Here is a 13,447-nt window from a genome sequence, read left to right on the forward strand (position 1 = left end):
TGCGTTGTGGACCGTCCTCGGGAGGGGACGGCACGGAGGTGGGATGTGATGGTGGGCAGGGGAACGGGTCTGAGGGGGACGGGGGCCGGCGACGTGCCGGTGGTCGGGCGGTTCAGTCCTCGGCGCGGTGCTCCGGGCCGCAGCCGCACGACTCGCGGACCACGATCGACACCGGGAGTTCGCGGTGGGTCGGACCGTCGCTCGTGCCGTCGACGAGGTCGAACAGCCGCTCCGTGGCCAGGCGGGCCATCTCCTCGGCGGGGACCCGGACGGTCGTGATCGCGGGCGTGGTGACACGGGCGAGACCGAAGTCGTCGAACCCGACCACGGACACGGCTCCCGGCACGTCGACGCCGGCTGCGCGGAGCACCCGCATGCCGCCGGTCGCCATGTCGTCGTTCGCGAAGACGACGCCGTCGAACTCCGTGCCCGCGTCGAGCAGGGCCCGGATCGCGTCGGCACCGGACTCCTCGCCGAGGTCCCCCTCGACCACGAGCGCGTCGACGCCGTGGTCGCGGACGGCGGCGAGGAACCCCTCGCGTCGGTCGAGTCCGGTCTGGTGGTCGAGTGTGCCCGTGACGTGGACGAGCCGGCGGCGCCGGTGTGCGTCGATGAGGTGCTCGGTGATCCGCCGCGTCGCAGCGACGTCGTCGATCCCGACGCTGGCCGCATCGGGCAGGGACGGCGCGTTGCCGATGAGCACGACCGGGAGGCCCGACGCGACGAGCCGCTCCATGTTCCGGTCGTCGATCGCCGCGCTGGTGACGATCACGCCGTCGGCGCTCCGCGAGCGCATGACGCGCTCGTAGGCGGCCACGCCACCCTCCTCGTCCGCGTTGGTCGAGACGATCACCTGCGCGTCGTGCGCGCTGGCGGCCCGGGACATGCCGGTGAGCACGTGCATGAAGTACATGTGCCCGAACACGTGGTGCGAGCTGTTCGGGACGACGAGGGCCACGGCGCCGGCCCGCTGGTTCCGGAGCGCGCGCCCGGCGGAACTCGGCACGTACCCCAGCTCGTCAGCGGCGCGACGCACGGCGTCCCGGGTGGCGGCGCTGATGCGCTCGTGACCGGACAGCGCCATCGAGGCGGCGGCAGCGGTCACGCCGACGCGCTGCGCGACGTCCTTGAGCGTCACGGACTTCGCCATCAGTGCCTCCTCGCACGGCTGCTGGTCGGGCTGCTTTATCGATTAACCGCCCCGACTCTTGGAACTGTAGCGCTGCTTTATCGATTCAACAAGCTCATCGGGGTCTTCTCCGCTCCGATTGCGAGTGGCAGCATGCCGCGAATGGAGATCACACGGCAGATCGTCGTCCTCGACACGGCGGACCTCGCGGCCGAGAGCGGGTTCTGGGCGCGGCTGCTCGGCGGACGGGTGGAGGCCGAGGACGACTGGCACAGCCTGTACGTCGACGGCCAGCCGCGGATGGGGTTCCAGCTCGCGCCGGACCACACGCGGCCGGACTGGCCGGACGGCGAACCGCAGCAGATCCACCTCGACCTGTACGTCGAGGACATCGGTCCTGCGCATGAGGAGGCCGTCGCCGTCGGAGCACGGCTCCTCAAGGCGGCGGACGACCCGACGGCGCCGCAGGGGTTCCAGGTCTACGCGGACCCGTCGGGCCACCCCTTCTGCCTCTGTTGGGGATGACAACGTTCCCGGCCACCACCCGGTCCGACCGCCGGAACGGCCCAGCGCCTGGGCACCGGCCCGGACCCGGACCCGGACCCGGCCGACCGTGCGACATGTCGTGTGCGACGCTCCGTTCTGACATCCGATCGGGAGTACCGCTGCGGCCCGGTTGGGGATAGGGTCCTCACAGATCCGGAGGTTCTGAGGGCTTTTCGGTTCTGCCGCCGCGTCGGCCCGAGACGTGGCGGCACCGGCGCGCCGACCCACGACGCACCACCACCGAAACCGCGGACCCGATCCGCCCGTCCCGAAACGGAACCACCCGTGAAGCGTCTCCCCGTCCTCGCAGCGGTCGCTGCCACCGCCGTCGCCGGCGCCGCCGTGCTCACCGGCACCGCCACCGCCGACGCCGCCACCACCGCCGGCGTCAGCCCCCGCCTGCTCGACGCCTCGACCCAGTCGTCGACCTGGATCACGAGCGCCGACCTCCAGACCTACAGCGGCACCGGCGAGCCGCCGACCGGCACCTGGTACACCGGCACCGCGACGGGGTTCACGACGCCGACGTTCGGCCCGTCCGGCCTGACGTTCTCCGGACCGGGCGTGCTCCTGCACTCGACGGACGGCCACCCGGCGAGCGACCTCACGTCGATCACCAGCTCGACCGACAACGACCTCGGCACCGCCGACCTCGTGAGCAGCGGCGACGCCGACTTCACCCTCGTGGTGGACCTCGACGGCGACGGCGAGATCGCCGACCAGAACTACGCAGCGCTCGTCGCGGTCACGGCGGGCGACGAGGGCATCGACGGCGAGTACACCTCGTTCACCCCGGTCGGGACCATCCCCGCCGGTACCCCGGCCACGCTCGCGCAGTTCCAGGCGCAGTTCGCCGCGACGAGCCCCGACGCGACGATCCGCGAGTACGGCGTCTCCGACGCCACCGGTCCGGCCACCGTCACGGGCATCGCCTTCGACGGGCAGAACGACTACTTCACGCCGCGGCCCTCCGACGCCGGCACGATCACGCCCGCGACCCTGTCGGTGAGCGCCTTCGCCACCACCGGCGTCGCGGTCTCCCAGCCGAACGGGTTCCTGCCCGGTGAGCCCGTCGGCGTCGCGCTCGTCGCCGAGGACGGCACGGCCACGGACACCGGTGTCACCCTCACCGCGGGCGCGGACGGCAGCGTCGTCGGCACGGTCACCGACCCCGACGCGACCGCCGGCACCTACGCGCTCACGCTCGTCGGTGAGAACTCGGGCATCTTCGTCGGGTTCGTGCTCGACGTCACGGCAGACCCGGCCGTGACGACGCCGACCACCCCGCCCGCCCCGGTCGCGACGCCGGTCACCACCACGGCGACCTTCACCGGCTGACCCCCTCCGCGCACACGCTGATCCGCCGGACGCCCGTCGTCCGGCGGATCAGCGCTGTCCGGCACCACCTCGTCCCCGGAAGGCCCGCCGTGCTCCGCCGTCTCGCTCCCGTGACCGTCGCCGCGGTCACGGCAACGCTCCTCCTCGCCGGCTGCTCCGGTGCCCACCCGCACCACGCGCGTGCCGGTCACACCCCGACACCGACGCCGACCGTCCACGTCGGCGGCGCGCTCGGTCAGCGTCCGACCGCCTCGCCGAGCCCCAGCGCGGACGCCACGGCACCGAGCACCCCGCCGATCGCGGCCTCGGCGACCATCGCGACGGCGGAGGTCGCCAGCGTCGCCGTCCACGCCGCCGCCGGGGGCGCGGTCACGACGACCCTCCCCAACCCGCAGTCGAACGGCGCCCCGCTCGTGTTCCTCGTCGTCGCGCAGCAGTCCGGGTGGGTCGAGGTCGACGTCCCGACGCGTCCGAACGGCCGCACCGGGTGGGTCCGCGCGAGCGACGTCGCGCTGAGCACCGTCGCCTACCACCTCGTCGCGGTCACCGAGACGAACACCCTCACCGTCTACCGCGCCGGGAGGCCCGTCGCCACCTACCCGGTCGCGTCCGGCACCGGCGGGACCCCCACCCCGCACGGGTCGTTCTACCTGACGGAGCTCCTCAAGCCGACGAACGCCGGGTACGGGCCCTACGCGTACGGGCTCTCCGCGTTCTCCGACGTGCTCACGAGCTTCGGGGGCGGTCCGGGGCAGATCGGCCTGCACGGCACGGACGACGCGTCGAGCATCGGCAAGGACGCCAGCCACGGGTGCATCCGCATGCAGAACGCGGACATCACGGCGCTCACGAAGCTCCTGCCGCTCGGCACCCCGATCACGATCATCTGACCCGCCGCACCACCCCCGGCACCCGGTCCGCTGCCATCCCCACGGCGTATCGAGGGAGCACCGCACCACACCTCCGGGAGGCCGCCATGGAAGACCTGCACACCGTCCGCGCACTCGTCACCGGCGGCACGTCGGGCCTCGGCCGCGCGATGGCCGAGGGACTCGTCGAGGCGGGCGCCCGCGTCGCCGTCACCGGCCGCTCGGAGGCCCGGGTCACCGCCGCCGCGCGTGAGATCGGCGGCGACACGATCGGGATCGCCATGGACAGCCGCGACGACCGGTCCGTGGAGCAGGGCACAGCCACCGCGTGGCAGGCGCTGGACGGCATCGACCTGCTCGTCAACAACGCGGGCATCGGCATGCGCACCGTGAACCCCGCGTTCATGACGACGCCGCAGGACTTCTGGGAGGTCTCCCCCGATGGCTTCCGCGACGTCGTCGACACCAACCTGACGGGTTACTTCCTCGTCGCTCGGGCGGTCGTGCCGCGGATGCTCGCGACGGGCACGGGCCGCGTGGTCACGATCAGCATGAACCACGGCACGATGAACCGCCGCGGCTTCGTCCCGTACGGACCCTCCCGCGCGGGCGCCGAGGCCCTCGCCCGGATCATCGCCGCGGACCTCGCCGGCACCCCGGTCCGAGCGAACATCCTCCTCCCGGGCGGTGCGACGGCGACCGGGATGCTCGAGGGCACGTCCCGGCCCGAGGCACTCGCCGTCCTCTCCCCCGACGTCATGCGGGCCCCGATCCGGTGGCTCGCGTCCGACGAGGCCGCCGACGTCCACGACGCACGGATCGTCGCGACCGAGTTCACGGACTGGCTGGCGTCGCGCCGGGCCTCCTGACCGACGGTCGGGAGGCGCGGCACCGGCATGACCCGTCCCTCCCGGCCGGTGGGACCAGCGCGGGTGACCCTCGCCGGCCGCTGCTCCGGGCACGACGAGAGGCCCCGCCGGAGCGGGGCCTCTCGAGGACCGGTGGTGCGGGTGGCGTCAGCCCTTGAGGCCGCTGCCGGTCACACCCTCGACGATCTGCCGCTGGAAGATCAGGTACAGGATGATCAGCGGCAGTGCCGCGAGGATCGCACCCGCCTGGATGTCCGCGTACCGCTGACCGAACGAGCCCTGGACCGTGGCGAGCCCGACGGGGATCGTCATGAGGTTCGGGTTCGACAGCACGAACAGCGGCAGGAGCAGGTTGTTCCAGACACCGACGAAGGTCAGGATGACGACCGCGGCGATGACCGGACGGGACAGCGGCATGATGACCGACCAGTACACCTTCCACAGCCCGGCGCCGTCGATGCGCGCGGCCTCCTCGAGCTCCCGGGGGATGCCGTCGAAGAACTGCTTGAAGATGAACACCGCGATCACCGCGGGGACCTGCGGGAAGATCACCGACCAGTAGGTGTTGAGCAGGCTGACCGCGCCGAGCTCCTGGAAGATCGGGACGATGAGCACCTGCCCCGGGATCATGATGCCGAGGATGATGAGCAGGAACGCGAGGTTCTGACCCGGGAAGTTCAGCCGGGACAGCGCGAACGCCGCCATCGACGCGAACAGCACGGTGAGGATCGCGGTGATCACCGAGGTGATGCCGCTCGCCAGGTACCAGTTCCAGATGTCGCCGGCCTGGAACAGCGACGCGTACGAGTGCAGTGTCGGGTTCCAGTGCGACAGGATCGCGCCGGCGCCGAGTGCCGCGGTGCCGTTGTCGGACAGCGACGTCTTGAGTGCGAACAGGCTCGGGATGAGCCAGATGATCGCGAAGACCGTCAGGACGATGCCGGCGACGATGTTGAACGTCCGGCCGCTGACACCGATGCGCGTCGCGTTCTGCGCCGGTGCTGCCGCGGAGACCGGGGACTTGCTGCGGGTCCTGGTCGGCGCTGTGGTGGTCGTGGCCATCTCAGGCCTCCTTCCGAGCTGCGGAGCGGTCGATCACCTGTCGGATGACCGCGATGGCGACGATGACGATGAACAGCAGGACCGACGCCGCCGACGCCGCACCGATGCGGTTGTCGGTGAAGCCGGTGTTCGTGATGAGCCCGAGGGCCACCTGCGTCGATATGCCCGGCCCACCGCTCGTCATCAGGTAGACCTGGTCGAAGATCTTCAGGCTGGCGATGATCTGCAGCAGGATCACGAGGGTCGTGGTCCGGCCGAGCAGGGGCAGCGTGATCGATCGGATCTGCTGCCAGTTCGACGCGCCGTCGACGGCGGCCGCCTCGTACAGCTCACGCGGGATCTCCTGGAGGCCCGCCAGGTACAGCACGAAGTTGAAGCCGAGCGTCCACCAGACGGTGGCGAGCGCGATGCCGATCATGGCGGTCTTCGGCGACGCGAGGACACCCGCCCCCGGCGTGATGCCGAGCCAGCTCTCGCCCAGCGCCCAGAGGCCGGTGCCCGGCGTGAAGATGAACACCCAGATCAGCGAGATCGTCGCCGACGGCAGGATGTAGGGCAGGAAGAACGCGAGGCGGAAGAACCACTGTCCCCGACGGATCCGGTTCGTCAGCACCGCGAACACGAACGCGAGGATGACGAGCGGCGGTGTCGTGTAGATGGTGAACTGCAGCGTGTGCCACAGCGCGCTCCAGAAGTCGGCGCGGGTCAGCATCTCGCCGTAGTTCGCGAACCCGGCGAAGGTACCGAGGCCCGTGTGGACGGTCGACGTGTTGAAGAAGCTCGTGATGATCATCCACACGGTCGGTCCGAGCAGGAACGCCAGGTAGAAGAGCCCGAACGGGGCCAGGAACAACCAGGCCTTGCGCCCGTCCTGTCGATCGAGCGCCGCGCGCCGCGGCCGCGACTTCGGGACGTGGGTCGTGAGCGTGGGACGGTTCGCTACGGGTGCGGTGGCGGTCACGTCGTCGTACCTCCGGGGTTCTGGGGTGAGGGGGTCACAGTGGGCTGGGGGTGCTGAGGTAGACGGCGAGCTGCTGCTTGATGGCCGACATGGCGCCCTGCGGCGACGTCGAACCCTGCTGCACGAGCGCGAGCTGGGCGCCCACCGTGGCCTCGAAGGTGGAACCGGACCCGCCGTACCAGGCGGGGTTGTCGTACACGGCGACCTTGGCGGCCGAGGCGTAGTCGGCCTGCGGCTCGAGCTTGTGGTACGCCGCACTCGTCGCGGTCGGCTGGTACGCCGGCACGTGACCGCCCTGCGCCCAGGTCATGCTCTGCTCGAGCATGGTCTTGATGAACCCCATGTGCTGCTTGCGCTGGTCGAGGGTCCGCGCCTTCTTCGGCAGGACGAACGTGTGCGAGTCGGCCTGCGCGGCCGGCTTGTCGAAGATCTGCGGGATCGGCACCATGCCGAACTTCAGGCCCTTGATCGACTGGGCCGTGCTGATCTCCCACTCGCCCTCGAGGTAGAAGCCCGCCTTGCCCGTGAACATCTGCGTCTGCGCGCCGGCGTAGTCGAGGCCCTTGTTGAGCCAGCCGTTCTTCACCCAGGTCTGCATCCGCTCGTTCACCTTGTTGAAGGCGTCCTCGTCGACGGACAGCTTGGCCCCGTTGTCGGAGAGGAAGGGCGTGACGCCGTTGATCTGGTTGTAGAACGTCCAGAACACGCGCCAGGGGGTCGCAGTCTCGCTGACGTTCGCGACCGTGATCGCGTTGCCACCCGTGACCTTGCTCACCGCGGCGAGCGCCGACTCGAACGTGTCGAGGCCCGTGAGGTCCTTGAGCTTGCCGTCGCTGCCGATCAGCCCGGCCTTCCGGCACACGTCCTCGTTGTAGAACATGACGATCGGGTGGGTGTCGAGCGGGATGGCGATGTTGTTCCCGTCGGTCTTCTGCGCCGCCCACGACTTGGCGTTGAAGTCGCTCGCCTTGAGTCCGACGAGCGCGAGGTCGTCCTCGGTGATCGGCTCGAGGATCCCACCGTCGTAGAGCGGCTTCGCCCGCGTCAGGTGGGAGACCGCGACGTCCGGCGGCTTGTTCCCGACGGTGGCCAGTGTCAGCTTGGAGTAGTAGGGGTTGCCCCAGGCGAACGTCGTCGCCTGCAGGGATCCCGATCCGCCGTGTCCCTTGCGGTAGCCGGCCTCCATCTGCTGCATGCGGTTGCCGTCCCCACCACCGAACAGGTTCCAGAAGATGAGCTGCTCGGGGTTGAGCTGACTGCCCACCAGTCCTGCCGACACGGGGCTGCTGCAGCCCGCGAGTGCGACCGTTCCTGCCGCGGCGATGCCCGCGGTCAGGAATCCCCGCCTCGTGAAGGCTCCCGTTCCCGTTGCCATTTCGACCTCCTCGTCGTTCCGGTGCCCGTGGACGGGTCGCCGGGGGTGCTGCGTTGGGTGCTCGTCCGCCAGGGAAGCGGACGTGGTTTCAGTGCGTCACCGGCGCTGCGCCGGATCCTGTCTGGAGGACCGGTGCCGGTCCTCCCGTCCGGTCGCCGGGCGTGGGGTGCGGCCCGCGGAGGACCCTCCCCGCGGCGCGGTGCGCAGCACGGGGATCTCGGACGCGGAGGCGTCGCGGGTCGTTCGGGTTGCGGTCATGGCATCACTCCATCGGGACGGACCGATCCCACCGACGGCGCGGCGGGTCTGGGGTGACTTTACAACGATGGAATGGAGTTGCAACACCCTCTTGCCACAGCGTGTCGAGAGCGCTCACGCGAGCAGCGCTCGATCCTGTCCGGCGTCGGTGCACGGGCTGTGCGTCGGCGATGACCTCGCACACGCTGCCGCTGTCGCTGTCGCACACCCTGCTGCCGTCGCGCACCCTGCTGCCGTTCGCACCCCCGCTGCCGTTGCACACCCCACTGCCGTTCGAACACCGTCATCCGGGTGTTCGACGGGAACGCACCGGTTCGTCCCGGTGCCGCTGCGTCAGGACACCGGGGGCGTCCCGCCGTCCTCGCTCCACTCCGGCTTGCCACCGGCCGCGGTCGAGGTCACCTCGGGGCCGACGATGAGGAACCGGACCTCCTCATCGGCCACCGGGCAGTGCTCGACCCCCCGCGGGACGACGAACAGGTCGCCCGGCGCGAGGTCGACGTCGCGGTCCCGCAACTGGATGCGCAGGCGTCCGCTGAGCAGCAGGAACGTCTCGTCCTGGTCGTCGTGCGCGTGCCACCGCGTGGAGCCGATGCCCTTGGCCACCTTGAACAGCTGCCCGTTCGCCTCGGCGAGGACACGCTGCGACCAGAACTCGGTCAACGTCGCCGCTTCGTCCGCCAGCGTCACCTTGTCGTCCACGTGGTCCTCCTCGTCCTCGGGCCGGGCCGTGCGCCCGTCTCCGCCCGTCAGCGTAGGGATCGGCAGCGGCGGTCGAGCATGGTAGGAATGCCCGATGTCGCAAGGATCGTTGCAACCCGACGCCGGGACCGTCCCGCGTGGTCGTGGGACACCGCACCGGGTGGTGCTCGTCGTCGACGAGGGCTCGAACCCCTTCGAGATGGCGTGCGCCTGCGAGGTGTTCGGTGCCCGCCGCGCCCGGGACCTCGGCTTCGAGCCCTACACACTCCGGATCGTCGCGCCGGGTCGCCGGACGACCATGCGCGACGGCCTGTTCCGGATCACCGCCGACGACGACCTGTCCGCCCTGGCGACGGCGGACACCGTGATCGTGCCGAACCGTCCCGACGTCGAGACCGCCTCACGCCCGGCGGTCCTCCGCGCGATCCGGGAGGCCCACGACCGCGGCGCCCGCATGGTCGGTCTGTGCACCGGGGCGTACACGCTCGCGGAGGCTGGCCTCCTGTCCGGCAGACCGGCTGCCGTGCACTGGCAGCTCGCCGACGACTTCCGGGCGCGCTTCCCCGACGTCGACCTCCGCCCCGACGTGCTGTTCGTCGACGACGGCGACGTCCTGACGTCCGCCGGCAGCGCGGCGGCGCTCGACCTGGGCCTCCACATCGTGCGGAACGACCACGGCGCCGAGGTGGCGAACCAGGTGAGCCGACGCCTGGTGTTCGCGGCCTTCCGCGACGGCGGTCAGCGGCAGTTCGTCGAGCGGTCGGTGCCGCGCGTCACCCACACACCCCTGTCGGCGACGCTCGACTGGGCCGAGGAGCACCTGGCCGAGCCCCTGACCGTCGCGGACCTCGCCGCCCACGCGCACGTCGGGGTCACCACGCTGCACCGGCGGTTCCGTGCCGAGGTCGGCAGCACGCCGCTCGCCTGGCTGACGGGGCGGCGGGTGCTCCTGGCGGAACGGCTGCTCGAGCGGGACGACCTGCCCCTGGACCTCGTGGCACAGCGGAGCGGACTCGGGACGACCGCGAACCTGCGCGCGCTCATCCGGCGGCACACGGGGTCGACGCCCTCGGTGGTGCGGGCGCGGTTCCGGGCGGCGGTCCCAGCGCGCTGATCGCCGGCCGCGGTCGCCCCGCGCGGTCGCCGGCCGTGCGTCGAACACCCCGCTGCCGTTCGAACACCGCGATCGTGGTGTTCGAACGGACGAACGCGGTTCACCGCTCGGTGACACCACCGCGCTCGGCAGCATCCCGCCGTGCGATGACGAGCGCCACCACGAGCGTCCCGACCACGAGCACCGCGGCACCGATCGCCACCGCCGAGCCCACTCCGACGGCCGCGCCGAGCACCGCCAGCGTGATGCCGTTGCCCGTGCGCAGCCCGCTGCCGAACATGTTGTAGACCCCGACCACGCGGCCGCGCTGGTCGAGCGGCGCCCGGAGCTGCACGACGGCCTGCCCGATCGACATGCCCGCCATGTTCGCGACACCGCCCACGAGCAGCGCGAGCACCGCGACGACGTAGTTCCCGGTCACCGCGACGGCGATCGTCGTCAGCCCGAACAGGACACCCGCCGCGACCGCCGCCCGGGTGTTCGGCTTGATCGCGCCCGTGGCCTCGAGCAGGAACCCGCCGAGCACACCACCCGCGCCGTTGGCGAACAGCAGCAGCCCGTACGCGAGTCCGGCGTCCCCGGCCCCCAGGGCGTCGGCGAACGACGGGATCGCGACCTGCAGCGCCCCGCCGATGCACAGCGCGGTGAGGCCGGCGAGCACGATCATCCCGATGAGCACGCGGTCGCCGCCGACGCTCCGGAGCACCTTGCCGGTGTCGAGCAGCGAGACGCGGGCGCGGTGCACGTACCCGCTCCGGGTGTGGCCGGTGTACGGCGTCCGGAGCATGAGGAGCGTCATGGGCACGTAGAACAGGACATTCGCGAAGATCCCCCACGTCGACCCGAGCCCGAGCAGCAGCGCCGAGCCGACGACCGGCCCGAACAGGATCCCGAGGCTCCGGAACGTCGCGTTGAGCCGCACCGCGCTCGTCAGTTCCGCCGGTTCGGCGAAGTCGTGCAGCAGGAGCTGTTCCGCGGGTGCCCACAGTGCGCCGGCCATGCCGTGCAGCACGAGGAGCAGGCAGGCCTCCCAGATGTGCAGGGTCCCGGTCAGGAACAGCACACCCCAGGCCACCGACACGAGCATGAACATGCCCTGCGCGATCTGGATGAGCCGGCGGCAGTCGTACCGCTCCGCCAGCGTGCCGAACCACACCGAGAGCAGCAGGAACGGCAGCCAGTGACTGACGACCTCGAACCCGACGAGCGCCGGCGAGTGGAACCGCTGCCAGAGCACCCAGTAGGTGATGACGTGCTCGATGTTGTCGCCCATCATCGACAGACCCGCGGTGAACAGGTAGGGGCGCGAGTGCCGATCGCGCAGGGCGGCGAAGCGCCGCGGTGCGCTCGCGATGGGGGTGGTCATGCTGCTCCTGCTCTGATCCGGTACCGGCACGGTACTTCATCCCCGGCACGCCGAATCCGGGGGCGTCGAGCACGACCGGACGAGCACGACCTCACGAGCACGACCCGCACCTCGACCCCGCGCGGGGCATACCGTGGCGTCGTGGACCTCGAACTCACGGACAGCGTCGCACTCGTCGTCGGCGGACAGGGCTACATCGGCAGCGCCGTGGCCGACCGACTCCGCCGCGAAGGCGCGTCCGTCGTCATCGCGTCGCGGAGCGCCGACCCCGGACCCGACACCGTCCGGCTCGACACCGGCGATGCCGGCTCCGTCGAGCGCGCCGTGGCCGAGGTCGTCGACCGCCACGGCCACATCGACGTCCTCGTCGTCACAGCGGCCCCCGCTGCCGGCACGCTCGACCCTGGGCGCGCGTCGGACCCGGAGCAGGTGCTGCACGCCATCGACGGCAAGGCCCTCGGCTTCCTCCGGGTCGCGAACGCGGTCCTCCCCGGCATGCGTGCCGCCGGCCACGGTCGGGTCGTCGTGCTCAGCGGGCAGAACGCCTACCTGACCGGGAACGTCACGACCTCGGTCCGCAACGCGGCGACGAACGTCATCGCGAAGAACCTCGCCGACGAGCTCGCCGGTTCGGGCGTCACGCTCAACGTCGTCAACCCCGGCACCGTGACCGACAGCCCCTCGGCCGATGTCGCGGCGGGCCGCGGCGGCGAGTCGAGCCCCGAGCAGATCGCGGACCTCGTCGCGTTCCTGTCCTCCCCGCGCTCGGTCGTGTCCGGCGAGTCGATCTCGATCGCGCACCGGGTGCTCGGGGCCGTCGTGCTCTGACGCGCCCGTTCCCCGTCGGTCCCCCGGATCAGACGGCGGCGTCGACGACCGGTGCCGTGCCTCCCGGCTGGACCAACGCGGGTCCGCGATCCGCCCCCAGCTCCCCGTACCTGGGCTCCCGCGTCGACGGGTCGACCGTGGCGCGCAGCACGGCCGTCACCGCCGAGCCGTCCGCGTGCTCGAGGTCGAACCGGAACAGGGCAGCACCGTCGGGCGCACGAGTGGCGGTGACGACGGATGTCGCCCGGAGCGACGCCCGTTCTGACCGCAGGGTCTGGAGGCACCGCTCGCGGAGTGCATCGGCGTCAGCCGGCCCGTCGGCGGCGTCGATGGTGGGGTCCACGAACCGCAGGGCGCCGTCGGCCGTCGTCGCGACGGCGATCGGGAGGACCGGGTCACCGTCGCGCACCCGTTGCGCCACGAAGGGCAGCGCGGCACCGATCAGCGGTCCGAGATCGGCGCGCGCCCGGCGGGACAGCACCGCCCGCGGCAGTGCGCCCGGCAACCACACGGCCGGTTCGCCACGCGACGGACCGCTCGTGACCGACCGCCAGAGCCGCCACCACGAGCCGGCGTACAGGGCGGCGAGCAGGAGCGAGGACACCAGGCCCTCAGCGCTGTTCGCCCACGCGGCCCAGACCGGCGCCCCCTCGGATCGTGCCAAGGCGTGCCAGTCGGTGGGGCCCACCAGACGCAGGACCTCGCTCGCGGCGGTCATGGCCTGCAGGAGCGCGAGGACGAACGACGCGGGTGCGTATCCGGTCATCCGCCACCGCGGGCGACGCTCGCTCCCCTCACCCGTGGCGCGGAACACCCGGGTCAGCAGGTACACCGCGACCACGTCGTAGACCGGGACGGCGAGGTCCCAGGCGGCGCGACCGCCGGGGACCAGGCGCAACAGGAAGGAGCACGCGAACTCCACGACGATGTACGCGGCGATCGCGAGCACGCGCCCGCCGCCGCGGATGCGCACATTGCGAGCGGCGTGCAGCCGCGGTGTCCGTTCCCCCATGCGGCGATCCTGGCACAG

Annotated in this window: 13 protein-coding genes; 6 read left to right on the top strand and 7 right to left on the bottom strand. The window is 71.5% G+C overall.

Going from position 1 to position 13,447, the window contains the following annotated elements; all coding sequences use genetic code 11:
• Positions 1-112 precede the first annotated feature (112 nt).
• Positions 113-1,150 (bottom strand): LacI family DNA-binding transcriptional regulator, encoded by a 1,038-nt coding sequence (locus tag DEI82_RS02910; protein WP_111035742.1) that lies wholly within the window; start codon positions 1,148-1,150, stop codon positions 113-115.
• Positions 1,151-1,291: 141 nt separating this feature from the next.
• Between DEI82_RS02910 and DEI82_RS02915 the strand changes: the two genes are divergently transcribed.
• From DEI82_RS02915 to DEI82_RS02930, 4 genes are all read left to right on the top strand, one after another.
• Positions 1,292-1,654, top strand: a complete 363-nt coding sequence (locus tag DEI82_RS02915) for a VOC family protein (RefSeq protein ID WP_111026542.1) — start codon at positions 1,292-1,294, stop codon at positions 1,652-1,654.
• A 306-nt stretch (positions 1,655-1,960) separates the two neighbouring features.
• Positions 1,961-3,013: a hypothetical protein gene (locus DEI82_RS02920; RefSeq protein WP_111035743.1), complete on the top strand. Its 1,053-nt coding sequence runs from the start codon at positions 1,961-1,963 to the stop codon at positions 3,011-3,013.
• Positions 3,014-3,102: 89 nt separating this feature from the next.
• Entirely contained in the window at positions 3,103-3,903 is an 801-nt protein-coding gene (locus DEI82_RS02925) for a L,D-transpeptidase (protein WP_258371927.1), read from the top strand.
• Positions 3,904-3,989: 86 nt separating this feature from the next.
• Positions 3,990-4,751, top strand: a complete 762-nt coding sequence (locus DEI82_RS02930) for an SDR family NAD(P)-dependent oxidoreductase (protein ID WP_111035744.1) — start codon at positions 3,990-3,992, stop codon at positions 4,749-4,751.
• A gap of 147 nt (positions 4,752-4,898) precedes the next feature.
• On the opposite strand, the gene DEI82_RS02935 is transcribed toward DEI82_RS02930, so the two are convergent.
• From DEI82_RS02935 to DEI82_RS02950, 4 genes are all read right to left on the bottom strand, one after another.
• Positions 4,899-5,813: a carbohydrate ABC transporter permease gene (locus DEI82_RS02935; protein WP_111010374.1), complete on the bottom strand. Its 915-nt coding sequence runs from the start codon at positions 5,811-5,813 to the stop codon at positions 4,899-4,901.
• A 1-nt stretch (position 5,814) separates the two neighbouring features.
• Positions 5,815-6,774 (bottom strand): carbohydrate ABC transporter permease, encoded by a 960-nt coding sequence (locus tag DEI82_RS02940; protein WP_111010375.1) that lies wholly within the window; start codon positions 6,772-6,774, stop codon positions 5,815-5,817.
• 34 nt (positions 6,775-6,808) lie between these two features.
• Positions 6,809-8,149 (bottom strand): extracellular solute-binding protein, encoded by a 1,341-nt coding sequence (locus DEI82_RS02945; protein ID WP_111010376.1) that lies wholly within the window; start codon positions 8,147-8,149, stop codon positions 6,809-6,811.
• Positions 8,150-8,740: 591 nt separating this feature from the next.
• Positions 8,741-9,109, bottom strand: coding sequence for a cupin domain-containing protein (locus tag DEI82_RS02950; protein WP_111010377.1), 369 nt, complete (start codon positions 9,107-9,109; stop codon positions 8,741-8,743).
• A gap of 94 nt (positions 9,110-9,203) precedes the next feature.
• Between DEI82_RS02950 and DEI82_RS02955 the strand changes: the two genes are divergently transcribed.
• Positions 9,204-10,223, top strand: coding sequence for a GlxA family transcriptional regulator (locus DEI82_RS02955; RefSeq protein ID WP_111035745.1), 1,020 nt, complete (start codon positions 9,204-9,206; stop codon positions 10,221-10,223).
• A gap of 100 nt (positions 10,224-10,323) precedes the next feature.
• On the opposite strand, the gene DEI82_RS02960 is transcribed toward DEI82_RS02955, so the two are convergent.
• Positions 10,324-11,589: an MFS transporter gene (locus DEI82_RS02960; RefSeq protein ID WP_111035746.1), complete on the bottom strand. Its 1,266-nt coding sequence runs from the start codon at positions 11,587-11,589 to the stop codon at positions 10,324-10,326.
• A gap of 141 nt (positions 11,590-11,730) precedes the next feature.
• Here DEI82_RS02960 and DEI82_RS02965 point away from each other — a divergent pair, with 141 nt between their 5' ends.
• A complete protein-coding gene (locus tag DEI82_RS02965; protein WP_111035747.1) occupies positions 11,731-12,417 on the top strand; it encodes an SDR family NAD(P)-dependent oxidoreductase in 687 nt (228 codons plus the stop codon).
• Between the two features lie 28 nt (positions 12,418-12,445).
• Here DEI82_RS02965 and DEI82_RS02970 read toward each other — a convergent pair whose 3' ends face one another.
• The gene (locus tag DEI82_RS02970; RefSeq protein WP_146242813.1) at positions 12,446-13,429 is read right to left on the bottom strand and encodes a hypothetical protein; all 984 of its coding nucleotides are present in this window, start codon (positions 13,427-13,429) and stop codon (positions 12,446-12,448) included.
• Between the last annotated feature and the right edge of the window lie 18 nt (positions 13,430-13,447).

Origin of the sequence: Curtobacterium sp. MCBD17_019, assembly GCF_003234555.1 — a bacterium.
Classification (GTDB): Bacteria; Actinomycetota; Actinomycetes; order Actinomycetales; family Microbacteriaceae; genus Curtobacterium.